Source organism: Amycolatopsis sp. lyj-23 (genome assembly GCF_046549135.1).
Taxonomy (GTDB): Bacteria; Actinomycetota; Actinomycetes; order Mycobacteriales; family Pseudonocardiaceae; genus Amycolatopsis.
The window spans coordinates 418820-443311 of record NZ_JAJPWN010000003.1; the positions used below are offsets into that span (position 1 = coordinate 418820).

The 24492-nt window shown below is 70.7% G+C and carries 26 protein-coding genes; 8 read left to right on the forward strand and 18 right to left on the reverse strand.

Annotated elements, in window-relative coordinates; all coding sequences use genetic code 11:
• The first annotated feature begins 179 nt into the window (after positions 1–179).
• Entirely contained in the window at positions 180–524 is a 345-nt protein-coding gene (locus ACLJPY_RS08090; RefSeq protein ID WP_410587382.1) for a hypothetical protein, read from the forward strand.
• 12 nt (positions 525–536) lie between these two features.
• Positions 537–938 (forward strand): hypothetical protein, encoded by a 402-nt coding sequence (locus tag ACLJPY_RS08095; RefSeq protein WP_410587383.1) that lies wholly within the window; start codon positions 537–539, stop codon positions 936–938.
• A gap of 380 nt (positions 939–1318) precedes the next feature.
• Here ACLJPY_RS08095 and ACLJPY_RS08100 read toward each other — a convergent pair whose 3' ends face one another.
• Both ACLJPY_RS08100 and ACLJPY_RS08105 read right to left on the reverse strand, forming a co-directional pair.
• Positions 1319–2578 (reverse strand): MFS transporter, encoded by a 1260-nt coding sequence (locus tag ACLJPY_RS08100; RefSeq protein WP_410587384.1) that lies wholly within the window; start codon positions 2576–2578, stop codon positions 1319–1321.
• Positions 2579–2603: 25 nt separating this feature from the next.
• Positions 2604–3920, reverse strand: a complete 1317-nt coding sequence (locus ACLJPY_RS08105; RefSeq protein ID WP_410587385.1) for a GH1 family beta-glucosidase — start codon at positions 3918–3920, stop codon at positions 2604–2606.
• A gap of 130 nt (positions 3921–4050) precedes the next feature.
• Here ACLJPY_RS08105 and ACLJPY_RS08110 point away from each other — a divergent pair, with 130 nt between their 5' ends.
• Positions 4051–4698 carry a TetR/AcrR family transcriptional regulator gene (locus ACLJPY_RS08110; protein WP_410587386.1) on the forward strand — a complete coding sequence of 216 codons (648 nt, stop codon included), beginning with the start codon at positions 4051–4053 and terminating at the stop codon, positions 4696–4698.
• Positions 4699–4913: 215 nt separating this feature from the next.
• Here the strand turns inward: ACLJPY_RS08110 and ACLJPY_RS08115 are convergent, their stop codons facing one another.
• On the reverse strand, positions 4914–6098 hold the full coding sequence (locus ACLJPY_RS08115) for an amino acid deaminase/aldolase (RefSeq protein ID WP_410587387.1): 1185 nt from the start codon (positions 6096–6098) through the stop codon (positions 4914–4916).
• An 84-nt stretch (positions 6099–6182) separates the two neighbouring features.
• Between ACLJPY_RS08115 and ACLJPY_RS08120 the strand changes: the two genes are divergently transcribed.
• Positions 6183–7481, forward strand: a complete 1299-nt coding sequence (locus ACLJPY_RS08120) for a D-arabinono-1,4-lactone oxidase (RefSeq protein WP_410587388.1) — start codon at positions 6183–6185, stop codon at positions 7479–7481.
• Here ACLJPY_RS08120 and ACLJPY_RS08125 read toward each other — a convergent pair.
• From ACLJPY_RS08125 to ACLJPY_RS08135, 3 genes are read right to left on the reverse strand one after another with little or no spacing between them, the layout of a single operon-like run.
• Positions 7474–8427 (reverse strand): ribose-phosphate diphosphokinase, encoded by a 954-nt coding sequence (locus ACLJPY_RS08125; protein ID WP_410587389.1) that lies wholly within the window; start codon positions 8425–8427, stop codon positions 7474–7476. The two genes, ACLJPY_RS08120 and ACLJPY_RS08125, sit on opposite strands and share 8 nt — an antisense overlap.
• Positions 8424–9074: an SDR family oxidoreductase gene (locus ACLJPY_RS08130; protein ID WP_410587390.1), complete on the reverse strand. Its 651-nt coding sequence runs from the start codon at positions 9072–9074 to the stop codon at positions 8424–8426. Before ACLJPY_RS08130 ends, ACLJPY_RS08125 begins: the two co-directional genes overlap by 4 nt.
• Positions 9075–9106: 32 nt before the next feature.
• Positions 9107–9760 (reverse strand): hypothetical protein, encoded by a 654-nt coding sequence (locus ACLJPY_RS08135; RefSeq protein WP_410587391.1) that lies wholly within the window; start codon positions 9758–9760, stop codon positions 9107–9109.
• A gap of 422 nt (positions 9761–10182) precedes the next feature.
• Here ACLJPY_RS08135 and ACLJPY_RS08140 point away from each other — a divergent pair, with 422 nt between their 5' ends.
• On the forward strand, positions 10183–11253 hold the full coding sequence (locus tag ACLJPY_RS08140) for an HpcH/HpaI aldolase/citrate lyase family protein (protein WP_410587392.1): 1071 nt from the start codon (positions 10183–10185) through the stop codon (positions 11251–11253).
• A complete protein-coding gene (locus ACLJPY_RS08145) occupies positions 11250–12113 on the forward strand; it encodes an HpcH/HpaI aldolase/citrate lyase family protein (protein ID WP_410587393.1) in 864 nt (287 codons plus the stop codon). Before ACLJPY_RS08140 ends, ACLJPY_RS08145 begins: the two co-directional genes overlap by 4 nt.
• Positions 12114–12149: 36 nt before the next feature.
• On the opposite strand, the gene ACLJPY_RS08150 is transcribed toward ACLJPY_RS08145, so the two are convergent.
• The 8 genes from ACLJPY_RS08150 to ACLJPY_RS08185 form a co-directional block, all read right to left on the reverse strand.
• Complete coding sequence (locus ACLJPY_RS08150) at positions 12150–13019, reverse strand: CU044_5270 family protein (protein WP_410587394.1); 870 nt, start codon at positions 13017–13019, stop codon at positions 12150–12152.
• Positions 13012–13533: an RNA polymerase sigma factor gene (locus ACLJPY_RS08155; RefSeq protein WP_410587395.1), complete on the reverse strand. Its 522-nt coding sequence runs from the start codon at positions 13531–13533 to the stop codon at positions 13012–13014. The genes ACLJPY_RS08150 and ACLJPY_RS08155 overlap by 8 nt, the downstream gene beginning before the upstream one ends.
• A gap of 79 nt (positions 13534–13612) precedes the next feature.
• Positions 13613–14998, reverse strand: coding sequence for an amidase (locus tag ACLJPY_RS08160; RefSeq protein WP_410587396.1), 1386 nt, complete (start codon positions 14996–14998; stop codon positions 13613–13615).
• On the reverse strand, positions 14998–15765 hold the full coding sequence (locus ACLJPY_RS08165; protein WP_410587397.1) for an ABC transporter ATP-binding protein: 768 nt from the start codon (positions 15763–15765) through the stop codon (positions 14998–15000). The genes ACLJPY_RS08160 and ACLJPY_RS08165 overlap by 1 nt, the downstream gene beginning before the upstream one ends.
• The gene (locus ACLJPY_RS08170; protein ID WP_410587398.1) at positions 15762–16493 is read right to left on the reverse strand and encodes an ATP-binding cassette domain-containing protein; all 732 of its coding nucleotides are present in this window, start codon (positions 16491–16493) and stop codon (positions 15762–15764) included. The genes ACLJPY_RS08165 and ACLJPY_RS08170 overlap by 4 nt, the downstream gene beginning before the upstream one ends.
• Positions 16490–17296, reverse strand: a complete 807-nt coding sequence (locus ACLJPY_RS08175) for an ABC transporter permease (RefSeq protein WP_410587399.1) — start codon at positions 17294–17296, stop codon at positions 16490–16492. Before ACLJPY_RS08175 ends, ACLJPY_RS08170 begins: the two co-directional genes overlap by 4 nt.
• Positions 17296–18240, reverse strand: coding sequence for an ABC transporter permease (locus tag ACLJPY_RS08180; RefSeq protein ID WP_410587400.1), 945 nt, complete (start codon positions 18238–18240; stop codon positions 17296–17298). Before ACLJPY_RS08180 ends, ACLJPY_RS08175 begins: the two co-directional genes overlap by 1 nt.
• Positions 18237–19727 (reverse strand): ABC transporter substrate-binding protein, encoded by a 1491-nt coding sequence (locus ACLJPY_RS08185; RefSeq protein WP_410587401.1) that lies wholly within the window; start codon positions 19725–19727, stop codon positions 18237–18239. The genes ACLJPY_RS08180 and ACLJPY_RS08185 overlap by 4 nt, the downstream gene beginning before the upstream one ends.
• A 66-nt stretch (positions 19728–19793) precedes the next feature.
• Between ACLJPY_RS08185 and ACLJPY_RS08190 the strand changes: the two genes are divergently transcribed.
• Entirely contained in the window at positions 19794–20540 is a 747-nt protein-coding gene (locus ACLJPY_RS08190; protein WP_410587402.1) for a FadR/GntR family transcriptional regulator, read from the forward strand.
• Between the two features lie 10 nt (positions 20541–20550).
• Positions 20551–21591 (forward strand): patatin-like phospholipase family protein, encoded by a 1041-nt coding sequence (locus tag ACLJPY_RS08195; RefSeq protein WP_410587403.1) that lies wholly within the window; start codon positions 20551–20553, stop codon positions 21589–21591.
• Here the strand turns inward: ACLJPY_RS08195 and ACLJPY_RS08200 are convergent.
• From ACLJPY_RS08200 to ACLJPY_RS08215, 4 genes are all read right to left on the reverse strand, one after another.
• On the reverse strand, positions 21577–22179 hold the full coding sequence (locus ACLJPY_RS08200; RefSeq protein WP_410587404.1) for a class F sortase: 603 nt from the start codon (positions 22177–22179) through the stop codon (positions 21577–21579). The two genes, ACLJPY_RS08195 and ACLJPY_RS08200, sit on opposite strands and share 15 nt — an antisense overlap.
• Before the next feature lie 4 nt (positions 22180–22183).
• Positions 22184–22855: a hypothetical protein gene (locus ACLJPY_RS08205; protein WP_410587405.1), complete on the reverse strand. Its 672-nt coding sequence runs from the start codon at positions 22853–22855 to the stop codon at positions 22184–22186.
• 205 nt (positions 22856–23060) lie between these two features.
• A complete protein-coding gene (locus ACLJPY_RS08210; RefSeq protein WP_410587406.1) occupies positions 23061–23642 on the reverse strand; it encodes a class F sortase in 582 nt (193 codons plus the stop codon).
• Positions 23639–24439: a hypothetical protein gene (locus ACLJPY_RS08215; RefSeq protein WP_410587407.1), complete on the reverse strand. Its 801-nt coding sequence runs from the start codon at positions 24437–24439 to the stop codon at positions 23639–23641. Before ACLJPY_RS08215 ends, ACLJPY_RS08210 begins: the two co-directional genes overlap by 4 nt.
• Positions 24440–24492: the final 53 nt, after the last annotated feature.

Here is a 24492-nt window from a genome sequence, read left to right on the forward strand (position 1 = left end):
CCGCTGTGACGCCGATTCCACCTTCTATCGCACCCGGTTTCACCTCACTGTAGTTGTCAGATCTCCGTCACCGGCCGCACACCGGTAGCGATCACGGAGAGCTACGAAAACCGCAGCGTTGTGACAAGGCGATGTTGCAGAAGGCATCTTCGGAGACTTTCGACAGAGCGGAGAAGGGCGTGGAGTTCGTGGACTCGTTCGCAGGGGGACATGCCGGCACGGCCACCCGCGCCGTGCGGCCGGCGATGGTCTCCCCCGCCCCCGCCCCCGCCGTTCGCCCCGTCACCCCCGCCGCTGCGGTCGACCCCCGCACCGCGAGCGTCCGCCACTACGAGGGCGGTCAGCTCGTGTGGCGGGTGCAGTGCGGAGACCTCATCAGCCGCGAGCGAGCGGTGACGGTGTTCGTGGAAGACAACCAGGTGGTACTGGTCTCGCCTCCCGGCGAGACCGCGCGGTTGACGTCCGGCCAGCTCGGACAGCTGCGCGCCGCGCTCAACGAAGCCGCCAAGATGGCGGAAAGGTAACGGTGAGCTGACATGGATCAGGTACTCGGGCAGGTCCTCCGCAACGCGGTCTGGGAGCGCCTCGACATGCTGACCGACCTGGCGAACCGCGCCGACGCCCAGTCGCTCGTCTCGGTCGCGCGCTCCGAACTGCCCCGGTTGACCGAGGCGTGGCGCGCGATGCTGAAGATGCACGAGCCCGACGAGCGCGGTGACTGCCCGACCTGCTCGACCCGGTGGCACCGCTGCAAGGCGCCGTGCTCGGTCTGGCAGGTCGCGCACGAACACCTCGTGGCCGGTGGCCTGGCGCCGCAGCAGGCGACGGCGGGCAGCCGCTTCCAGGGCCGCCGCAAGAGCCCGGTCCCGGCGCCCACCGCGGCCGAGACCACCGGGCGCCACGCGCTGGTGAACCCGCGCCGAGCGGTCACGGCCTGACCCACTGACCGGCGAGCCGCGGCCGGCCGATCGCCCCATCGGACCCGCGCCGGCACTCGCCCCGGCCGAGGACTGTTTCGCCCGCACCCCCGAGCAGCGCGAACCAGTCCTCGGCCAACACCCGGTCCCCACCGCGATTAATCGAAAAAATTACACGTTAGCCCTAGCCCAGGGGGTAATCCCCCGCTAGATTGATCATCGAAGACAGCGTTGGACCACTGGTCTGGTCCCGCTGCCACCCCGCCATCGAGCGGTCCCCGAATTCCGCGGGCCGGTGCCGTTGCACTCCCCTCCCCCGACCGGCACCGGCCCGCGGTTCCAACCCCGCAAGCGATGAAGGCCGCACCCGGTTCCCGGGTGCGGCCTTCATCGTGTTCGGCTCAGCGGACGGCTTTCACGCGCAGCACGAGGACCGCGGCCAACAGCGTCGCGATGGCGGAGGCCGCGAACAACCCGGGATAGCCGCCGACGTTGGCGAGCAGCAGCGGTGTCAGCAGCGGAGCCACCACCTGCGGCAGCGAGTTCGCGATGTTGATGATCCCGAAGTCCTTGGCCCGGTTCTGCGCCGCCGGCAACACTTGCGTCAGCATCGCCAATGCGACCGCCATGTACGCACCGAAACCGACGCCGAGCAGCGGCGACGCGGCGAGCGCGACCGGCCAGCTCTGCCACAGGACCAGCAGCAAAGCGGCCAGCGCCATCACGCCGGACGCCGCGAGGACGTACGGCTTACGCCGTCCGGACTTGTCGGAGAAGTGCCCCGCGAGCACGGCGCCGCCCACGAGCGCCACGCCGTACAGGCCCATCATGATCAGCAGGCCGTCTTCCGGGTCCGGGTAGTGCACCGCGTCCTGGAGGAAGAACAACAGGTACAGCGTCCCGAACGCGTTGCCGAGGTTGATCATGAAGTGACAGCTCCACGCCCACGCGAAGTCGGGGTGCTTCCGCGGCGAAACCCAGAAGTCGCGGAGCACTCGGCGCAGCACCCACGGCGGGCGGAACTCCTGCGGCAACCGCGCGTCGGGCGTCCGGAGGACGAAGAGCACGGCACCGAGCACCACGATCCCGGCGCAGACCGAGTAGGCGAGCGGCAGCCCGGCGATGCCGAGCACGACGACCACCACGACCGCGCCCAGGACCGTGCCGAGCATCTGCGCGATGCCGACCAGACCGCCGACCACGGCCAGCTGCTGCACCGGCACCCGATCGGGCAGGGCGGCCATGAGCGCGGCGAGCATGCCGTTGAGGCCGCCCTGCACCAGGCACCAGCCGGCGATCATCACGGCGACCGTCGGTGCGAACGCCAGCACCACCAGCCCCACGGCGGCGACGAGCGCACCGCCGACGGTCCACGGGTGCCGGCGGCCGAACCGCGAGCAGGTCCGGTCGGACAGCAGCCCGATCGCGGGGTTGGCCACCAGCGCGACCGCCGCGCCGAAGCCCATCACCAGGCCGAGAACGGTTTCCTTGTGCACCTGGTCGAGCAGCTCGGCCTGCTTCGGCAGCAGCACCTGGATCGGCGCGTAGACGCCGAGCCAGAGCGCGATGTTCGCGAAGAACAGCAGGCTCATCCAGCCGGGCCGCACCCGCACGACGGGTTCGGCGAGCGCCGCCGGCAGCGCCTCGGTCGGTTCACTCATGCGCCGACCTGATTCGTTCGCGAGCTCACTCATGCCGCACCAGCTTCCGGTACCAGTGGAACGAGTCCTTCGGCGTCCGCCGCAGGGTCTCGTAGTCGACGTGCACCAGGCCGAAGCGCGGCGCGTAGCCCTTGGACCACTCGAAATTGTCCATCAGGGACCAGCAGAAGTAGCCACGGACGTCGACGCCGGCGTCCATCGCCTCGCGCAGCGCGACGAGGTGGCTGCGCAGGAAGTCGATGCGTTCGGGGTCGTGCACCCCGCCGTCTTCGGCGACTTCGTCGGCGAAGCTGCAGCCGTTCTCGGTGATCTGGATAGGCGGCAGGCGGTCGCGGTAGCGGTGGTGGAAGTCCAGCAGCAGTTCGCGCAGGGCGTGGGGCACGATCGGCGAATCGTTCGTCGTCATCGGGTAGCCCTCGATGTCGCGCAGCTCGAAGGGCAGCGGGTTGCCGGGGCCGGGCTTCGCGACGCCTTGCGGTTCGTAGTAGTTGACGCCGTAGAAGTCGAGCGGCTGCGCGATGGTGGGCAGGTCGTCCGCGAAGCCGGCGGGCAGGTGCTCGTGGAGCTGTTCCGGGTAGGTGCCGAGCAGCATCGGGTCGGCGTAGAGCCGGTTGAGCAGGGCGTCGAGGTATTCCGCCGCATCGTGCGAGTCGTCGTCCGCGGGCCAGATGGGTGAGTGGTTGTTGGCGGTGCCGACGTTCGTCGCACCCGCGGCGCGCAGCGCTTGGACGGCGAGGCCGTGCGCGAGGTTCTGGTGGTGGGCGGTCGGGATGGCGTCGAGCAGGAGCACCTTGCCGGGCGCGTACTCGCCGATGCCGTACCCGAAGATGGACATGACCATGGGTTCGTTGAGCGGAATCCACAGTTTCACCCGATCGGCGAAGCGCTCTCCGAGGATGTGGGCGTACTCGGCGAAGCGCTCAGCGGTCGCCCGGGAGAGCCAACCGCCCTCGTCTTCGACGGCTTGCGGCGTGTCCCAGTGGTAGAGCGTCACGGCCGGAGCGATGCCGGCCTCGCAAACGGCGTCGATGAGCTTGTCGTAGAAGCCGAGCCCCTCGGGGTTGGGCGCACCCTTGCCGTCGGGCTGGATGCGGGGCCAGGCGATGGACATCCGGTACGCCCCGACGCCGAGTTCCGCCATCAGCGCGATGTCCTCGGGGTAGCGGTGGTAGTGGTCGGCGGCTACGTTGGCTCGTTCACCACGGGCGATCTTGCCCTCGGTCGCGGTGAACGTGTCCCAGATGGACGGTCCGCGCCCACCTTCGCTGGTGGCGCCTTCGATCTGGAACGCCGATGTCGAAACACCCCAGAGGAAGTCGGGCGGGAAGTTCGGGTTCTGCACCGGCTGCTGACCCCTTCGTCAGGGCACCCGTACGGGTGAACATGAAAAGTTCTCATATACTAGGTCGTCACTCGTCCGTGGGGAACCCCGTCGGCACGATAAAGTCCCAGATCAGACGAGGAGGAGCGCCGTGTCCGACATCCAGGCCGCGAAGGTGCCGGCAGAAGCCACCCCCTTACGCCGTCAGCCGGTCCAGCAGCGAAGCGCGAAGAGGGTCGAGCAGATGCTCGACGCGAGCGCGGCGCTGATCGACGAGCTCGGCTACGACGCATTGACGACGACGCTGATCGCGAAGCGCGCCGGGGTCGCCGTAGGTTCGCTGTACCAGTTCTTCCCGGACAAGCGAGCGGTGGTCCAGGCCCTGACGGCCCGCAACCTCGAGCGTTTCGTGGGCGCGGTGAACGAACGGCTGAAGCAGCTGGGCCCGGAGCACTGGTGGGACGTCGTGGACTCGATCCTCGACATCTACCTGGAGATGCACCGGACGGTACCGGGGTTTTCCAAGGTCCACTTCGGCGACATCATCGACCGCCAGCTGCTGGACGAGACCCGCGACAACAACGCGGTGATCGTGGATTCGCTGACGGACCTGGTGTCGACGCAGGTCGATCGGCCGGTGGAAGACCTGCGGTTCGCGATCACGATCGCCAACGAGGTGGCGGACGCGCTGCTGAAGCTGGCTTTCCGGCGGGAGCCGAGCGGGGACGAGAAGATCGTCGCCGAGGCGAAGTACGTGGTGAAGGGGTATCTGGCGGCTCGGTTCGGGGAGCGGTCGTAGCTGTCCACAGAAGTTGTCCACAGGTATGCACAGCTGTGGACAAGTGGGTGCTTTCGGGGTGGGTTGTCGGTGGGGGCCGGTAGACTGGAAGTGGGGGTTCCCCCAGGGAGGGCGGGCGCGCGCGTGGCGGTCCCGGATTGCGCACCCGAACTGTCGATCCCGACGATGTGGCGCAGCGAACCTCCGCAAGGAGAAGTCCGACGGCTGAAGGCCCGTCAGCCGAAGTTCTGGTGCTCGCCGCGGTAGGTCGGGACCGTTCGCTCCACCTGGTCGCCCTGGATCAAGTGGTAGTGCGTGAAGCGCTCCGCCAGTTCGCCCGCCTTCGCGTGACGCAGCCACACCCGGTCGCCCAGGTTCAGGGTTCGCGCCGCGCGGCCCGTCACCGGGGTCTGGACCTCGCCCGCTCCTTCGAAACCGAGGAACTTCAAGCCCGCCGGCAAGTACGGCTGCGGTTGGCGGGAGGGGCCCGTCGGGCCCGAGGCGATGTAGCCGCCCGAATACAGCGTGGCGATCTTGCGGGTCGGGCGGCGGACCACCGGCAGGGCGAACAGCGCTGCCGGGCGGGGCTTGAAGCGCGTGTACCCGTCGAACAACGTCGGGCCGATCAAGCCCGAGCCCGCCGCTATCTCCGTCACCACCGCGTCCGCGCCCGTGGACTCCAGGCTGCCCGTTCCGCCTCCGTTGACGAACTCCAGGTCCGTCACCTCGCGGACGGCGCGGACCACCTCGCCGCGACGGCGGGCCAGCTCGGCCGCCGACCTGCGTTGCATCCAGCCGACCAGAGCGCGGTTCAGGCCGCCGCCCGCCGCGTCGCCGAGGCCGGCGATCTGGCCTTCGTACGCCATCACGCCCACCAGGCGGAAGCCCGCGCGGGCGACGATGTGGCGGGCGAACGTCGACGCCTGCTTCGGGGTGAACACCGGTGAGCGGCGGGTGCCGACGTGGATTCCCGGCAGGGGGCGCCAGGACGCGTCCAGCTCCAGGCACACCCGGATCTCCGGGTGGCCGTGGCCGAGGGCGGCGTCCACCAGGTCGAGGTGCGCGGGCGAGTCGACCATGATCGTGATCGACGAGCGGGCGGGTTCGGAGGTGGCCAGGCGACGGAGGGCTTCGTGGTCGGCCGTCGGGTAGGCGACGACGATGTCATCGGTCGTGCCCTGCTCCACGTGCCAGATCGCTTCCGCCAGCGAGTAGCACATCAGGCCCTCGAAACCGGGCATCGCCAGCACCCGCTCCAGCAGCGCGCGGCAGCGGACCGACTTGCTGACGACGCGGATCGGCTTGCCGGCCGCGCGGCGGGCGAGGTCGGCCGCGTTCGCGTCGAACGCCGCCAAGTCGACCACGGCCAAGGGGGGATCGAGGTCCTTGGTCGCCAAGTCGTACACCGTCGCACTGGTCACGAGGTCTAAAGTACGACACGAAGGCTTGAAACGCGAATACCGTTCACATACTGTTTCGGGCACTCGACGATGAAGGGTGCGCGCATGACCCGGTGGACCAACTGGGCGGGCACGGCGTCCGCCTCTCCGCAGCACGTTCACCAGCCGCGCAGCGTGGCTGAAATCGCCACGACGGTCGAGCGCATCGCTGCCGCGGACCGGACCGTGCGCCCGTGGGGCAGCGGGCACTCCTTCACCGCCATCGCCGCCGCCGACTCCGACGCGCTCGACCTGCGGCACTGGACCGGCATCGAGCAGGCCGACCTCGAGACCGGGCACGTCACCGTCCGCTCGGGCACGACCCTCCGGGAACTCAACGCCGCCCTCGACGCGCTCGGGCTGGCCATGACCAACCTCGGGGACATCGACGCGCAGACCGTCGCCGGCGCGATTTCCACCGGTACCCACGGCACCGGCGCGAAGCTCGGCGGCCTCGCCACCCAGATCGCCGCGCTGGACCTCGTCCTCGCCGACGGCTCGCTCGTCACCTGCTCGGCCGAGGAAAAGCCCGACCTCTTCGCCGCCGCCCGCGTCGGGCTCGGCGCGCTCGGCGTCATCACCACCGTGACGCTCAAGTGCGAACCGTCGTTCGTCCTGCGCGCGCAGGAACGGCCGGAGCCGTTGGAGCAGGTGCTCGAGGGCTTCCACGACTTCGCCGACGAGAACGAGCACTTCGAGTTCTACTGGTTCCCCTACGGCAAGAACGCACTGGTCAAGCGCAACAACCGGTGCCAGACCGCCGAGCCGTTGAGCAAGGTTCGCGAATTCGTCGACTACCGGATCATGGAGAACGTCGCGTTCGGCGGGCTCTGCCGCACCGGCCGGCTGATGCCGCGGCTCGTGCGGCCGCTGAACAACTTCGCGTCCAACATGCTCTCGGCGCGCGACTACAGTGACCTCTCCCACCGCGTCTTCGTCACCGCGCGGAACGTCCGCTTCACCGAAACGGAATACGCTGTTCCACGTGAATCAGTGCTCGACGTGCTCGCCGAACTACGCGCTGTGGTGCCGACGCTGCAGAACCCGGTGATGTTCCCGGTCGAGGTGCGGGTCGCCGCGGCCGACGACATCTGGCTGTCGACCGCGCAGGGCCGCGACTCCGCCTACATCGCCATCCACCAGTTCGTCGGCATGCCCTACCGCGAGTACTTCAGCGCGTTCGAGAAGATCGCCGGCGCCGTCGGTGGCCGCCCGCACTGGGGCAAGATGCACGACCTCGACGCCGGCGTCCTGCGCTCGCGCTACCCGCACTTCGACGACTTCCTGCGCGTGCGCAAGGAAACCGACCCGAGCGGCGTCTTCACCAACACCTACCTGGACCGGGTGCTCGGGCCCGTCACCTGAAGAGCGCCGACACCGATTCGCCGTTGTGGATCCGGCGGATCGCCTCGGCCATCGCCGGGGCGATCGACAGGATCTTCAGCTTCTCGGTGCGCTCCTCTTCGGGCACCGGGACCGTGTTGGTGCAGACGATCTCCAGCACCTCCGGCCGGCTGCCGATGCGCTCGATGGCCTTCGCCGCGAACAGCCCGTGCGTGCAGGCGACCCGGATCGACCGCGGACGCAGCTCGGCCAGCCGGTCCAGCAGCTCGAGCACCGTGCTGCCCTTGGCGATCTCGTCGTCGAGCACGATGACGTCCCGGTCGGTGATCTCGCCGATCACCGACGTGATCTGGACGCGGTCGTCGGGGAAGCGTTCCTTCGCCCCGGCCGCGACCTGGACACCCAGGAGCCGCGCGAAGTGCGAAGCCTCCTTCGCGTTGCCCAGGTCGGGTGAGACGACGGTGGCGCGCGAGAGGTCGTACTGGCGGAAGTGCTCGGCGAGCTCCTGCAGGGCGTGCAGGTGATCCACCGGGACGCTGAAGAAGCCGTGGACCTGCGGCGAGTGCAGGGTCATCGCGAGCACGCGGCTCGCGCCGGCCGTCACCAGCAGGTCGGCGACCAGGCGGCCGCCGATCGAGATGCGCGGCGCGTCCTTCTTGTCCGAGCGCGCGTAGGAGTAGTGCGGCATGACCGCGGTGATGCGGGACGCTGAGGCGCCGCGCGCCGCGTCGAGCATCAGCAGCAGCTCGACGAGGTGCTCCTGCACCGGCTTGACCAGCGGCTGGATGATGAAGACGTCCCGCTCGCGGCAGTTCGCCTGCAGCTGCACCTCGAGGCAGTCGTTGGCGAACCGCTGGATTTCGACCGGCCGCAGCGGCACGCCGAGCTGCTGGCAGATCTCTTCGGCCAGCTCGGGGTGCGCGCTGCCGCTGAAGACGGCGATTTCTCTCGATGCCTGGGTGATCACAGCGCCGCGATCGCCTCGCCGATGGCTTCCTCACCCGAGATCAACGTCAGGGTTCGGTGCACCGAAGCCGGCGTCTCGAGCAGGCCGATGATCACCGCGGCGACGTCGTCGCGCGGGATCGGGCCGCGGCCGGTCGACTCGGCCAGCAGGACCAGGCCGGTGCCGGGGTCGTCGGTCAGCGAGCCGGGCCGGAGGATCGTCCAGTCGAGGTCGCGGGCCCTGAGGTCGTCCTCCGCCGCGCGCTTGGCGCGCAGGTAGTGCCGGAACTCTTCGGTGACGTCGGGGTTCTCCGGGTTGTCGGCCCCGATCGAGCCCACCTGGAGGTGCCGCCGGACGCCGGCCCGCTCCGCCGCTTCGGCGAACAGCGCGGCGGCGCCACGGTCCACAGTGTCCTTGCGGGCGGTGCCGCTGCCCGGCCCGGCACCGGCGGAGAACACCGCGGCGTCGGCGCCCTTCAGCACCTCGGCGACGGTGTCCACATCGGAGTTCTCGAGGTCGAGCACGACGGCTTGGGCCCCGACGGCTTCGAGGTCCGCCACGTGGGCGGGGTTCCGGACGATGCCGACCGCTTCGTCACCGCGCGCGGCGAGCAGCCGCTCGAGCCGCAGCGCGATCTGACCGTGTCCACCAGCAATGACGACTCGCATGAGCCGACCCTATTACTGAATGGAGATGAGCGTCAGTCGAGCGACGCGGGAACCTCGGCGGTGCGGAGCAGGTGGTCGTAGACCAGCTCGTTCACCAGGCGGGAGACCGGGTCCTCGGCCAGCACGACGCGCTCGGTGCGGCCCTCGAGGTCGAGGTCGACGACCGCGTTCGGGTCGGCGGTCACGACGGCGAGGCCGTACGCGCGGGCGCGCGGCAGGCAGTTGCCGACGTAGTCCTCGGTCAGCACGGCCGGGGACGGGAGGACCATCGCGGCCTCGCCGTAGCGGGCGAACGGAACCGCGGAGGCCATCGCGGTGCGCCAGTGGCGCGCGACGGCCAGGACGCCGACGATCTCGGCGGCCGGGGCGGGGGCGGTTCCGGCCAGCTCCGGCCAGGTCCAGGTGTCGACGGTGGCACGGTCGGCCACCGGGCCGGCACCCATCGCGATGCGCTCGGCGTGGACTTCGGTGCGCAGCTTGGCGACCACGCAGACCTTGCGGCCGAGGATGGTGATCTCGGGCAGGACGACGCCGTTCCAGCCCAGCTGGGCAGCCGCGGCGCGGGCGAGCTCGTCGACGCTCGCGGGGAGCTCGATCGGCGGCACCACGCGGCTCGGCATCGACCGGCTGCGCTTCGCGCCACCGGCGACCGTCGAGCGCTCAGTGTTCTGAGGTGTAGCCGCCACGAGTCCGCCTCCTTCTGCCCTGCACTGCTTCGTGACCGGGGGAAACCGGCACCTCACTTGTCTAACAGCGCGACGGCGCGGCGTCGCCGGGTAGTGCGAGTGGCTGCGATCGGCGGCGCCCAGCGGTCGATGACCGGTCGGTAGGCGGTCATCGGACTTCGGTCGAACGGTGCGGCCAACCGAGTGATCGCGAGTTGAGTGGCATTACGGTCCGGCAACGGACGATTACCCGGGGCAGGTTTGACCAAACCCGCCCCCACTGGCCCGTTCGGCGCAACCAGGGCCCGTTCCACAGTGGACGCGGGCCGCTGAGCTGCGGATGTCCGCCGTCACCCACACGGCGGTGACTTGCGCCGCAGCGGTCACGCCCGGGCCGGACTAAAGTTACCCACCAGTCACTTAGCTGCCGCCGTGGAGGACCGATGCGCTCCCCGAAGGACTTCTTCGCCCCGCTCGCCCTGGGCGCGCCCGCCCCCGTGCGGGAGATCCCGGTGACGCCGTCCCGGATGATCCACTTCTTCGACCCCGGCAACGAGAAGATGGCGGCGAAGGTGCCGGACATCGCCAAGAAGGTCGACGTCCTGCTCGGCAACCTCGAGGACGCCGTCCGCGCGGACCGCAAGGAGGCCGCGCGCGCCGGGCTGGTCGCGATCGCCAAGGCGAACGACTTCGGGAAGACGCAGCTGTGGACGCGCGTCAACAGCCTGGACTCGCCGTGGGTGCTCGACGACCTGGTCACCCTGGTCACCGAGATCGGCGACAAGCTCGACGTGATCATGGTGCCCAAGGTCGAGGGCGCGCAGGACATCCACTACGTCGACCGGCTGCTGGCCCAGCTCGAAGCGCGCGCCGGCCTGACGAAGCCGTTGCTGGTGCACGCCATCCTCGAGACGGCGAGCGGCGTGGCCAACGTCGAGGAGATCGCCGGCGCGAGCCCGCGCATGCAGGGCATCTCGCTCGGCCCGGCCGACCTGGCCGCGAGCCGTCGCATGAAGACGACCCGGGTGGGCGGCGGGCACCCCGGCTACCTGGTCCGGACGGACCCTACGGGCGACGACCTGACCGAAGGCCGGACGACCTACCAGCAGGACCTCTGGCACTACACGGTGGCGCGGATGGTGGACGCGTGCGCGATGCACGGGATCCTGCCGTACTACGGGCCGTTCGGCGACATCCGCGACGTCGTCGGGTGCGAGGACCAGTTCCGCAACGCCTACCTGCTCGGCTGCGTCGGCGCGTGGAGCCTGCACCCGGTGCAGATCGACATCGCGAAGAAGGTGTTCTCGCCTTCGCCGTCCGATGTGGCCTGGGCGCGCCGGGTGATCGCCGAAATGGGTGACGGCACGGGCGCGGTGATGATCGACGGGAAGATGCAGGACGACGCGTCGGTGAAGCAGTGCCGCGTGGTCGCCGAACTGGCCGACGCGCTCGCGGCGGACGACCCCGAGCTCGCGGCCGCCTACGACGCCGCCACCAAGGAGGTCCTCGGATGACCGAGCTCAAGCCCAGGCGTTCCGTCCTCTACATGCCGGGCGCCAACGAGCGCGCGCTGGAGAAGGCCAAGACGATCCCGGCGGACGCGCTGATCCTCGACCTCGAGGACGCCGTCTCCCCCGACGCCAAGGAAGCCGCCCGCGAGCGGGTGTGCGCCGCGGCTTCTTCGGGTGACTACGGTGCTCGCGAAGTGACCATCCGGGTCAACGGCCTGGACACGGAGTGGCACGACGCCGACCTACGGGCGGCGGCCTCGGCCGGGCCGGCCGCGGTGGTCGTGCCGAAGGTGAACTCGGCGGCCGAGGTGCACAACATCGAACGCGCGCTGGAGCTCGGCGGGGCGCCGGACCGCACGAAGATCTGGGCGATGGTCGAGACACCGGTCGCGATGCTGCACGCGGAGGAGATCGCGGCGGCGTCCGAGCGGCTGACCGTGCTGGTGATGGGCACGAACGACCTGGCCAAGGAGCTGCACGCGGAGTTCGTCCCGGGCCGCGGCCCGTTGCTGGGCGGGCTTTCGCTGTGCCTGCTGGCCGCCCGGGCGACCGGCAAGGTGATCCTCGACGGCGTCTACAACGACGTGAAGGACCTCGAAGGCTTCGAAGCGGAGTGCGAGCAGGGGCGGCAGTACGGCTTCGACGGCAAGACGCTGATCCACCCCGCCCAGGTCGAGCCGTGCAACCGGATCTTCGCCCCGTCGGAAGCGGAGGTCGACCGCTCGCGGCGGATCATCGAGGCCTTCGAGGCGGCGCAGAAGGAAGGGCGCGGCGTGGTGACCGTGGACGGCCGGATGATCGAGAACCTGCACGTCGACAACGCGCGGCGGGTGCTCGCCCTGGCCGAGGCGGTCAAGGGCTGAACCCGGTGGCCGGGCGGGACCGGCCACCGGTGCGGTTCACTGCGGCAGCGAGTCCGTCCACTCGGCACTGACTTCCGCGCCCCGGGGGCCGGCGACCTTGTGGATACCGCCGTCCGCCGTCACGAACATCGAGGTGTGGCTGATGCGGGCGGTCGCGGGGTCGACGACCAGGCGGTAGTCGCCCGGCAGCAGGAAACCGCGGCCGCCCGGGAGCGGGCCGAGGTCGCGGACGCCGGGGTACGCCGCGATCGAGCGGAAGGCTGCCGCTCGCACGGGCGGCGGCGCGGGCAACGTCGACACCAGCGAAACTGTCGACAGCAGCAGCTCCTGCTCCCGGTCCTCCGCGGTGTACGGGCCCGCGCTCGTCCGGGCGCCGCTGTGGGCGATCGCGTCGACGAGCCAGTTCCGCAGCGCCGCCGGGTCGGTGGGCAGGGTCCGCAGCTGCTCGAAGGTCACGGTGGTGCCGGCCAGCCGCAACGGGGAGTCCCCCAGCGGCTTCACGTGGTTGCCGGACTTCTCGCCGCGGAACCACATGCGGCCGTCGGCGGTGTACCAGTTCTCGTAGACCAGGTGGTCCGTGGCGGTCTTGACGTGCCAGTACTCGCCGGTGCCCGCCGGGGCGTGCTCGGCCACCGTGGCCGCCGCCAGCAACACCTGGGTGCCGGTGACGACCGGAGCCACGGCCTGCGGCTGCGGCGCAGGCGCCGGCGTGCCGGGCAGGGTCGCCACCACGACGGCGGCCGCGGCCCCGGCGGCGGCGAGCCCGGCACCGAGCGCCAGCGGGCGCACCCGGCGGCGGCGGGGCGCGAGCACGTGGTTCTGCAGCCGGTGCCGGCTGCGGTCCACGACGTCGGGTGGCACTTCGACCGGCGACAGCGCGGCCCGCACGGTCTGCAGGTCATTCATCGGAAACCTCCTGGGAAAGCACGGGGTTGAGCTTCTTGCGGGCGCGGGTCAGCCGGGAGCCGACGGTGCCCGTGGAGATGCCGAGCGCCTCGGCGACTTCGGCGTACCCGAGGTCGCCGAGCGCGACGAGCAGGAGGACATCGCGTTCCCCGGCGGACAGGCGCGACAACGCCTTCCCCACCCGCGCGGCCACGACCGAGTCGACAACGCGGCTTTCGTGCCCTTCGGCGACTTCGCGCGGCTCGAGCCGCGAGAGCGCGCGGTAGTGCCGGGCCTCCTTGCGGCGGTGCCGGGACACCAGGTTCGTCGCGATGCCGAACAGCCACGCCCGCAGGTCGCCGCGGGTGGGGTCGAACGCCTTGCGCCGGTCGAAGGCGACGAGGAACGTCTCCGCGGCGACGTCCTCCGCGGCCTGGGCGCCGAGCCGGCCGGCGACGTACCGGTGGATGTCCGGGAAGTAGCGGTCGTGCACCTGGGTGAACCGCTCGACGTCGAGCACCGGGGCCGCCGTCATGGGGCTGCCTCTGTCATGGGGTTCCTTCCCGTCGGCGACAGCTTCACCACCACTTCGCCGAAGGACCGGAACTTCTTCCCTACCCGATCGGCCAGGGCCGCTGCGGCGACCGGAGCCGTTCGTACGCCGCCGCGGCGCGCAGGACGCCGAGGTCGTCGAAGCGGCGGCCGGCGATCTGCAGGCCGATCGGACGGCCGTCGTCGGTGTACCCGCAGTTCAGCGCCACCGCGGGCTGGCCGGACATGTTGTACGGCACCGTGAACGCGATGTGCTCGAACGGCCGGGCCGGGTCGTTCGTCGGGGACGCCCACTCCGCGGGCGGCGCCGCGACCGGGCTGACCGGGGACAGGACGACGTCGAACGCCGAGATCGCGCGCAGGGCCGCCACACTCATGACGTCGATCTGCGCGAAGCCGCGGTAGACGTCCACACCGGACGCGTCGGCGCCGCCGGCCGCCCAGTCCGCGATGTAGGGCAGGACCTTCGCGCGCCGGTCCGGCGGCAGCGCCGTCAGGTCCGACCAGGCGCGCGTGCGCCAGAAGGTGTCGAGGCCCTCGAGCATGGCGCGGGTCAGGAACGGCTCGACCGGCTCGACGACCGCGCCCGCGGCTTCGAACGCGCGGGCCGCCGCGGTGACGGCGTCGCGGATCACCGGGTCCACCGGGAGCCCGGTGCCGGGCTCGAGCTGCAGGCCGACCCGCAGGCCGTCGATCGGGAGGTCGAGCGACGACCAGCCGAGCTCGGCCGGCGGCAGGCACAGGTGGTCACGCGGGTCCGGGCGCGAGAGCACGCTCATCAGCAACGCCGTGTCGGCGACCGTCCGGGTCATCGGGCCGGCGACGCGGCCGAGGAACGGCGGGACGACCGGCACCCGCCCGAAGCTCGGCTTCAGCCCGGTCAGGCCGCACCAGCCCGCGGGCAGCCGGATCGAGCCGCCGATGTCCGTGCCGACGTGCAGCGGGCCGTACCCCGCGGCGGCCGCGGCGCCCGCGCCCGCGCTGGACCCGCCGGGTGTGGCCGAGAGCAGCCACGGGTTGCGGGCCGTGGTGTGGAAGCTCGACAGCCCGGACGTCAGCATCCCGTAGTCCGGCATGGTGGTCTTGGCCAGCAGGACACCGCCGGACTCGCGGACCCGGGCCGCCGCCGGGGCGTCCTCGGTGGCCGGCACCAGCGCCGTCGCCGCCGTGCCCAGTGGCACCGGCGTGCCGCGGGTCGCGATGTTCTCCTTGAGCGTCAGCGGGACGCCGTCGATCGGGCCCAGCGGTTCGCCGGACGCCCAGCGCGCTTCGGACGCTTTCGCGTCTTCGAGCGCGGCCGAAGGGTCGTACGCGTACAACGCGTGCAGCTCCGGCTCGCGCGCTTCGATGCGGGCGACCACGGCTTCGGTCACCTCGACCGGCGAGAGCGTCTTCGCGCGGTACTGCGCGACGAGCTCGACGGCGGTGAGGTCGGGCAGCTCGGTCATCAGCGCTCCTTGCTCAGCCGGGCCAGCTCGGCGCGCAGGTTCGGCGCGGCGGCCAGCAGTTCCCGGGTGTACTCGTGCTGGGGTGCGTCGTAGACCTGCACCACGTCACCGAGTTCGACGATCTCGCCGCGGCGCAGCACCGCGACCCGGTCGCAGACGTGCCGGACGACCCCGAGGTCGTGCGACACGAAGATGAGCGTCAGCGCGAACTGCGCGGCCAGCGAGCCGAGCAGGTCGAGGATCTGGCCGCGCACGGAGACGTCCAGCGCGCTGACCGGTTCGTCGGCGATCAGCACGCTCGGGTTCGGGGCCAGCGCGCGGGCGATCGAGATCCGCTGCCGCTGGCCGCCGGAGAACTGGTGCGGGTAGCGCCGTCCGGCGTCGGCGGGCAGGCCGACGGCGGCGAGCAGCTCGGCGACGCGATCGGGCGCTCGGCGGCCGAGGGGCTCGGCGATGATGTCCCGCACGCGCATCCGCGGGTCGAGCGAGCCCATCGGGTCCTGGAAGACGATCTGCAGTTCCGACCGCAGGAAGCCGAGCCGCCGGTCCGGCAGGTCGTCGATGCGCTTGCCCCGGAAGGAGACCGTGCCGGACGTCGGCTTGTCGAGCGCCGCCAACAGCCGGACCAGCGTGGACTTGCCGGAGCCGGACTCCCCGACGATGCCGAACCGCTGTCCCGCCTCGACGGCGAAGCTGACACCGCGCAGGGCGTGGACGTCCCGGCGGGCGTACCGGCGTTCGAGGTCGCGGACTTCGATGATCGTCATCGGCGGGCCTCCAGGTCCGAGGCGTCCAGCAGCTTCCGCGTGTACTCGTGCTTCGGCTGCGTCAGCACTTCGCGCGTCGAGCCCGCTTCGACGATCTCGCCGTCCAGCATCACCAGCACGCGCTCGCACACCGACGCCACCACGGCGAGGTCGTGCGTGATGAACAGAAGGGCACTTTCACGTGAAAGTGCCCTGTTGATCAGGGTGAGGATCTGGGCTTGGATGGTGACGTCGAGTGCGGTCGTCGGCTCGTCGCAGATCAGCAGCGACGGCTCGTTCGCCAGCGCCATCGCGAGGACGACCCGCTGGCGCTGGCCGCCGGACAGCTGGTGCGGGTACGCGCGGGCGGTGCCCGGCAGGCCGACCGCGGCGAGCAGGTCTTCGGCGCGGTGGCGGCGGCCGTGGATGCGGCCGGGCTCGGTGACCTGGCGGCCGACGCGCATGGCCGGGTTCAACGCCGTCATCGGCTCCTGGAACACCATGGCCAGCTCGTTGCCGCGCAGCCGGGACAGGTCCTTTTCGGACATCCCCAGCAGCTCGCGGCCGCCCAGCCGGATCGAGCCCGACGCGGGCAGCTCGTCCGGCAGCAGGCCCATGATCGACAACGCCGTCAGCGACTTCCCGGACCCGGACTCGCCGATCAGGCCCACGCGCTCGCCCGCGCCGATCTCGAACGAGACGCCCTTGACCAGCTCACGAACCCGCAACCCGGAGACCGAAAGCGTCATGCGCGGGCCGCCAACCGGGGGTCGAGGCGGTCGCGGAGGCCGTCGCCGAGGAGGTTGAACCCGAGGACGGCGACGGCGATCGCGATGCCCGGCACCAGCGCCAGCCGCGGCTGCACGGTCAGGAGCTCTTGCGATTCCTGCAGCATCCGGCCCCACGACGGCGTCGGCGGGCGCGTGCCGAAGCCGAGGAACGACAACGCCGCCTCGGCGAGCACGGCGATCGCGAACGACACCGAGGCTTGCACGATCAACAGGCCGGAGATGTTCGGCAGCACGTGCCGCAGCGCGATGTTCGACCGCGACCGCCCGCCGGCGCGCGCGGCGAGCACGAACTCGGTGCTCATCACCTGCAGCGTCCCGGAGCGGGCGATCCGCGCGAACGACGGGATCGTCGCGATGCCGATGGCGACCATCGCGGTCAGCGTGTCCGCCCCGAACACGGCGCCGAACATGATCGCCAGCAGCAGCGCGGGGAACGCCAGGACGAGGTCGTTGACCCGCATGACGAACTCGCCGAGCCACCGCGGGGACATCCCGGCGAGGACGCCCAGCGGCGTGCCGATGACCGCGGCGATGCCGACGGCGACGACCCCGACGTACAGCGTCGTGCGCGCACCGACCATCAGCTGGCTCAGCAGGTCGCGGCCGAACTTGTCGGTGCCGAACCAGTGGGCGCCGGTGAAGCCGAGCAGCCGGTGGGTCGCGTCGACCTTCACCGGGTCGAACGGCGTCCACGCGAACGACAGCAGCGCGGCGAGCACGACCAGGCCGACGAGGACCCCGCCCAGGACCAGACTGCGCATCACGAACCCCGCAATCTCGGGTCGAGCACGGTGTAGAGGACGTCGACGACGAAGTTGACCAGCAGCACGCCGGCCACCAGCACGAGCACGATCCCCTGCACGGTCAGCAGGTCACGCGCGGAGACGGCGTCCAGCAGCATCGAACCCAGACCCGGCAGCACGAACACGCGCTCGACGACGACCGCGCCGATCAGCAGCGTCGCCAGTTGCAGGCCCAGGACCGTGACCACCGGTACGGACGCGTTGCGCAACCCGTGCCGCACCAGCGCCTGCCCGGGACGAAGGCCTTTCGAGCGTGCGGTGCGCAGGTAGTCCTGGCCGAGCGTGTCGAGCACCGCCGACCGGACGTAGCGCGTGAGCACCGCGCCCTGCACCAGCCCCAGCGACAACGCGGGAAGCACGAGCCCGCGGAAGAACTCGCCGAAGTCCTGGTTCGGCGGCGTCCACCCGCCGGACGGCAGCCAGCGCAGCTGCACGGCGAAGATCTGCACCACGATGATCCCGGCGAGGAACGCGGGGATCGCGACACCGATCTGCGACAGGCCCGAGACGCCCGCGCCGGCCGCCTTCCGGTGCTTCACCGCGGCGAACGTCCCGGCCGGCACCGCGATCACCAGCGCGACCAGCATGCCCGCGCCGACCAGCCAGAGCGTCACGCCGAGGCGGTCGAGCAACTGCGGGCCGATCGCTTCGCGCGTCACGTACGACCGGCCGAAGTCGCCGTGGAGCACGCCGGAGATCCAGTCGAAGTACTGCGTGACGAGCGGGCGGTCGATGCCGAACTCCGCGCGCGTCTTGGCCAGCAGCTCCGGTGTCGCGTTGACACCCAGCGCGACCTGCGCCGGATCGCCCGGCAGCACGGCCATGAACAGGAACACCACGATCGACGCGGCCAGCACGCTGACCACGAAGATCGCCACCCGGCGCAGCACCCGGGCCGTCATCGCGGTGCCAGCCCGGTGAGGTCGAAGGATTCGCTGACCTGGTTGCGAACGAACCCGCCGACCTTCGCCTTCGCGGCGATCACGTTGGGGAACAGGAAGAGCCAGTCCGCGGCCGCGTCGGTGTTGAGCTGCCGGGCCACCTGCTTCATGTCCGCGACCTGCTGCTCCGGCGTCCCGCTGTCGGCCTCGGCGAGCAGCTGCTGGACGCGCTTGCTGTCGTAGCCCCAGTAGTACTTCGGCTTCCCGAACGTCGTGATGTCCCTGGCCTCGACGTGCTGGATGATCGACAGGTCGTAGTCGTGGTCGGTGAACACCTGCTTGAGCCAGACCGCCGGGAAGTCGAGCGGCTCGATCGTGGTCCGCACGCCGACGTCGGCGAGCTGCGACTGGACGACCTGCGCGGCCGACACCGCGTACGGCAGGTTCGGGATCCGCAGCCGCAGGCTCAGGTTCGTCGCGCCCGCTTCCGACAGCAGCGCCTTGGCTCGCGCCGGATCGAACGGGTAGAGGTGCGAAAGGTCTTCGTACCAGGGGTCGGTCGGCGGGACCATGCTGCCGATCAGCGTGCCGCGGCCCGCCCACGCCGTGTCGAGCAACGCCTTCCGGTCGATCGCGTACGTCAAGGCCTGGCGCACGCGGACGTCGTTCAGCGGCGGCCGCGCGTTGTTCATGGCCAGCGTGACTTCGGAGTTCGTCGTGCCCTGGACGACCTGGAACCGGTCGTCGGCCTGGAACTGCGGGACCGAGTCCGGTGCGGTGATCGCCGAGATGACGTCGATGCCGTTGCTGAACAGCGCGTTGTTCAGCGCGGTCGGGTCCTTGATGTACTTGAGGACGACCGTCGAGTACGCCGGTTTCCGGCCCCAGTACGCGGGATTCGCCTTCAGCACCACGGAGTCGCCGCGCTTGCGCGCCGCCACGACGTACGGCCCGGTGCCGACCGGCTGGTTTGCCAGGTCGCCGACGCCGGTCGGGCTGAACATCGCGCCGAGGCGGCTGGTCAGGCTGAACAGCCAGCCGTTGGACGGCTTCGAGAGCACGACCCGCGCGTGGTCGGGTGCGACGACGTCGACGTGGTCGACGACGTCCATCGTGGACTTGAGCGAGATCGTCCAGGCGGTCTTCACGCGCAGCAAGGAGAACTTGACGTCTTCGGCGGTGAAAGGTGCGCCGTTGCTGAACTCGACGCCCTGCTGGAGCTGGAAGTCGTACGTGCGACGGTCCGGGCTGATCGTCCACGACTTCGCCAGCAGCGGCACCACCCGGCCCTGCGCGTCGAGCTTCACCAGGCCTTCGTAGACGTTGTAGAGCAACGCCTGCGGGATGGCGGCGCCGTCCGTGCGCGTGAAGTCGAAGTTCGCCGGCTCGGCCGTGAAGCCGACGGAAAGCATGTCCGGACCGGCGGAAACACTCGCCGACGAGCCGGCCGAGCAGCCGGACACCGCAAGCAGCAGCACCGCTGCCGCCAGGGAAATCCGGGCTTTCATTCGGCCTCCCGGTTAGTACACTGGTCTGACCAGTAGCCTGCCCCGAGCGGACGGCGAGGTCAAGCGATGCGGTTCGAACCGGTGGCGCCGGTCCGCGCGTACGAGCGGGTGGTCGAGCAGATCGAGCAGGCCGTGATCAGCGGCGCGCTCAAGCCGGGGGAACGGCTGCCGGGCGAGCGCGAGCTGATGACGCAGTTCGGCGTCGGCCGTTCGACGGTCCGCGAAGCCCTGCGCGTCCTGCAGGCGGCCGAGCTGATCCGGTCGCGGCCCGGCGACCCGCGCGGCCCGGAGGTGCTGGCCGCCTCGCCCGCCGCGCTGCACCGCTCGATGCACCGGCTCGCTCGCGCCGACCACGTCGGGCTGGCCGAGCTGCTGCAGTTCCGGATGATCCTCGACGGCTCCGCGCACCTGCTCGCGGCGGCCTTGCGCACCGAAGCCGACCTGACCGGCCTCGACGCGGCCCTGGAATCGATGCGCGAAGGCGTTTCCCGCGGTTACGCCGAATTCAGCCGCGCCGACGTTGCCTTCCACGAGGTGATCGCCCGCACCTCCGGCAACCCCCTGCTGGTGGTCAGCGAAGAGGTCGTCCGCGGGGTCGTGCTGGAGCTGGTCGAAGACAAGCTGGCGCACGCGAGCAACCGGACATCGCTGATGCGGACGTGGCTGGCGCACCACGCGGAGGTGCTCGACGCGATCCGCGCGGCCGACGGCCCGGCCGCGGCGCACCTGGCCAAACAGGCGCTGTACGACAATTACGCCGAACACGTCCCCGCCGCGCAACGCCCGCTGCTGGAACCGTTGCTGCACGCCTAAACTCGGCCGGGTGGACGCGGCGAAACGGGACGGTGTCGGGCTCGCGCTCTCGGGCGGCGGCTACCGGGCGATGCTCTTCCACGCCGGCGCGCTCTGGCGGCTCAACGAGCTCGGCTGGCTGCCGAAGCTGACCACGGTGTCGAGCGTTTCCGGCGGTTCCATCGCCGCGGGCGTGCTCGCGCACGCCTGGCACAAGCTGTACTTCGGTGAAGACGGCGTCGCGGAGAACTTCGCCAAGGAAGTCGTGCAGCCGATCCGGAAACTGGCGCGCACGAGCCTCGACATCCCGGTGACGCTGAAGTCGCTGTGCATGCCGTGGCGCAGCGCGGGCGAAGAACTCGCGCGCCGCTACGCGAAGCACCTGTTCGGCGACTGCTGCCTCGCGGACCTCGACCCGGACGGCCCGAACTTCGTCTTCACCGCCACGAGCCTGCAGGACGGCTCGCTGTGGTGGTTCTTCCGGCAGCCCGGCCCGCACGGGCGGATCTCGCTCGCCACCGCCGTCGCCGCGTCGTCGGCCTTCCCGCCCATGCTTTCGCCGGTCGTCATCCCGGACCCGCACCAGCCCGGCCGCAAGATCGTGCTCAGCGACGCCGGCGTGTACGACAACCTCGGCCTCGACCCGATCGAGAACCAGCGGGCCGTCGTCCTGGTGAGCGACGCCGGCAAGAAGATGCGGCACGAAGAGCGGCCGCGGCACAACTGGCCGATGCAGCTGCTGCGCGTGCTGACCGTGATGGACAACCAGGTCCGCGAGCTGCGCACCGGCTCGCTGCTGAAGTGCTTCGAAGAGAAGACGTACGCCGGCACGTACTGGGCGACCTACAGCGACATCTCGCACTTCGAGCTGCCGGACGCACTGCCCGCGCCGGTCGGGCACACCCGGCGGCTCGCCGAGACGAAGACCCGGTTGACCAGGATGTCCGAGCAGGTGCAGGACAACCTGATCAACTGGGGGTACGCCGTCTGCGACGCGGGCATGCGCCGCTGGGTGTGCCCGGGGACCGAGCTGAAGCCGGAGTTCCCGTACCCCGGCTCAGGCGTCGGCTAGGTTCGCGAACACGATGATGTTGTCCTTGTAGCTGTGCTCGGCGTGGTCGAACGCGCCACCGCAGGTGATCAGCCGCAGCTGCGGCTTGTCGCTGTTGCCGTAGACGGCATCGCGCGGGAACGTGTCCTTCGGGACCTGCTGCACGTGGTCGACGACGAACTTCAGCTTCTTGCCGTCGCTGCGGTCGACGTCGACCTCGTCACCAGGGGCCAGCTCCTTCAGCTTGTAGAAGATCCCGGGCTTCTTGTCGCCGTCGACGTGCCCGAGCACGATCGACGGCCCGGTCTCGCCGGGCACCGGCGACATCTTGTACCAGGCCGCCTGCATCGGCGTGTGCACCGACGGGACCGAGATCCCGCCGTCGGCCTTGGGCAGCACCGAGACCAGCGAGGATTGCGCGCCGATCTTCGGGATGTTCAGCTGCGTCGGGCGCAGGCCGGCGAACGGCTTGGTCACCGGCGGCGGGGTCGGCACGGACGACGACGGCGCCGCCGCCTGCGGGGTAGAGGTCCCGCAGGCGGCGAGGGCGAAGGACAGCGCCAGTGCGGCCGCGAGCACGCGGCCGCCGCGGCGGAACTGCGTGGTCATGCGGTCAGGACCGGGCCGTCGCGCCGCCGCCGGTCTCGACGCCGCCGGTCTTCGGGGTCACCTTGACCTGGCCGCCGACGGTGGCCGAGCCGCCGCCGTGGGCGACCGGCTTGGTGACCGGCTTGCCCTCGCAGCTCCAGGAGACGGTGGTGTCGTCGGACAGGTGCTTGCCCTCGTTCAGCTGGATCCCGAAGCCCCAGTAGCGGCCGTCCGCGCCGTCCTGGTACGGGCCCTCGACGACGGAGAAGTCGTTGGAGACGACGTTCTTCGGCTCGCCCGCCGCGCAAGCGATGGCCAGCAGGCCGCGGCCGCCGTCGAACTCCCACGCGTACGCGACGTCGTCGACGTAGTCGTCGCCGTGCGGGAACGGGTCGGTCGGCTCGGTGGACGGCTCGGTGGTCTTGGTCGGCTTGCCCGACGTGGCCGTCTCAGTGGGCGTGCCGGTGCCGGTCGACGTCGGCTGCGACGTCGGCTGCTCCGAGGTGACCGTCTCCGAGGTCGGCGCCGAGGTGCTCGTGGGCGCCTCGGTCGTCACCGGCGCCTCGGTGGTGCTCGGCGCGGCCTCGGTCGTCGAGGTGGCCGGCTCCTCCTGCGCGAACGCGGCCGGCGAAACGGTGAGCGTGAGCAGGGCCCCCGCGAGCACGGCGCCCGCGAGACGGCCCAGGGTCTTCTTCAAGGTGACTCCCAGGGAAGGAAACGCGCAATGACCCCCACTACGCGAGCCGCCCGGTGCCGAGAAGCACAAGATCGGGCGACTCGGACATCCTGCCCCATTACTGGTATGTACCGGAACCGAATAAGACGTGAAGAAGACCACGGCGGAAACCGGTAACGTTCCGGCCCGGCGAAATCCACATCGGACATTCGCACCGGCGGCGCTTTCAGCCCGCCAGCTTCGCGTAGACGACGATGTTGTCCTTGTAGCTGTGCTCGGCGTGGTCGAACGCGCCACCGCAGGTGATCAGCCGCAGTTCCGGTTCGTTGCTGTTGCCGTAGACGGCATCGCGCGGGAACGTTTCCTTCGGCACCTGGGTGACGCGGTCGACGACGAACTTCACCTTCTTGCCGTCACTGCGGTCGACGTCGACCTCGTCGCCGGGCGCGAGCTCCTTGAGCTTGAAGAAGATTCCCGGTTTTTTGTCGCCGTCGACGTGCCCGAGCACGATCGCCGGACCGACGTCACCGGGCACCGGCGAAAGCTTGTACCAGGCCGCCTGCATCGGCGTGTGCACCGACGGGACGGAAATCGACCCGTCCGGTTTCACGGCGACGGCCAGCAGGCTGGATTCCGCGCCGATCTTCGGGATCCGCACCGATGTCGGGCGCAGTCCCTTGAACGGCACGGTCACCGGCACCGAAGCCGGGACGGGAGCGGGCGGGGCGGCCTTCGGCGGCTCGGCGGTGCCGCACCCGGCCAGGGCCAGCACCAGGGCGAGCGCGGCGCCGGCCCGGCGGACCGTCACCAGGCCGTGCCGCCGAAGCCGGTCTCGACCCCGCCCTTGGGCGCGACCTTGACCTGGGCCTTCGGAGCGGCGTTGCCGGCGGGCGCGGAGCTCGTCGCCGAGCTGGTCCCGGTGGTGACCGGCGTGGTGCTCGACGCCGGGGCACTCGAGCTCGTGCCGGTGGTGGTGCTCGTCGTCGCGCTCGTCGTCGAGGTGGCGGTCGCCGTCGAGGTTTCGGTCGTGATCTGCGGCTGCCCCTGCTCGAACTCGACGGTGCCGCTGCCCTCGACGCCACCGCAGGTCCAGCTGAACTTCGCGGTCGTCGTGCCCGCCGGGGCGTCGACGACGCGCACCGAGTAGTTCCACAGGCGGCCGTCGGCCTCGTCCTGGTCCGGGCCACCGGTGACGCTCAGGTACTGGGTGGCGACCTCGCCCGGCCGGGCGGCCGCGCAGGCGATGACCAGGACGCCCTCGCCGCCGAGGCCGACGAAGCCGTGCCCGGTGTTGTCCTGGTAGTCGTCCTTCGGCGCATCCTGGGCGGGCTTCTCGGGCTGGGTCTTGGGCGCGATCCGCTTCTCCGTGGTCTTGACGTCACCGCCCGTGCGCGCCAACGGCGAGGTCGCCGGAGTGACCGAAGTGGACGGAGGCGTGGTCGTGCTCGTCGGGCTGCTCGAGGTCGGAGTCTCCGAAGTGGACGACGTGGTTTCCGTGGGTGACACACTGGTTTCGGTCTGTGCCAGCGCGGTGGGCGCGGCGGCGAAGGTGGCGAGCGCACCCGCGAAAACGACCCCGGCGACTCTGCTCAGCGTTCTGCCCACGGCGTGCTCCCAACAGTCTGACCTGCGATGTCGCGACTATCGGGGATTCGGTC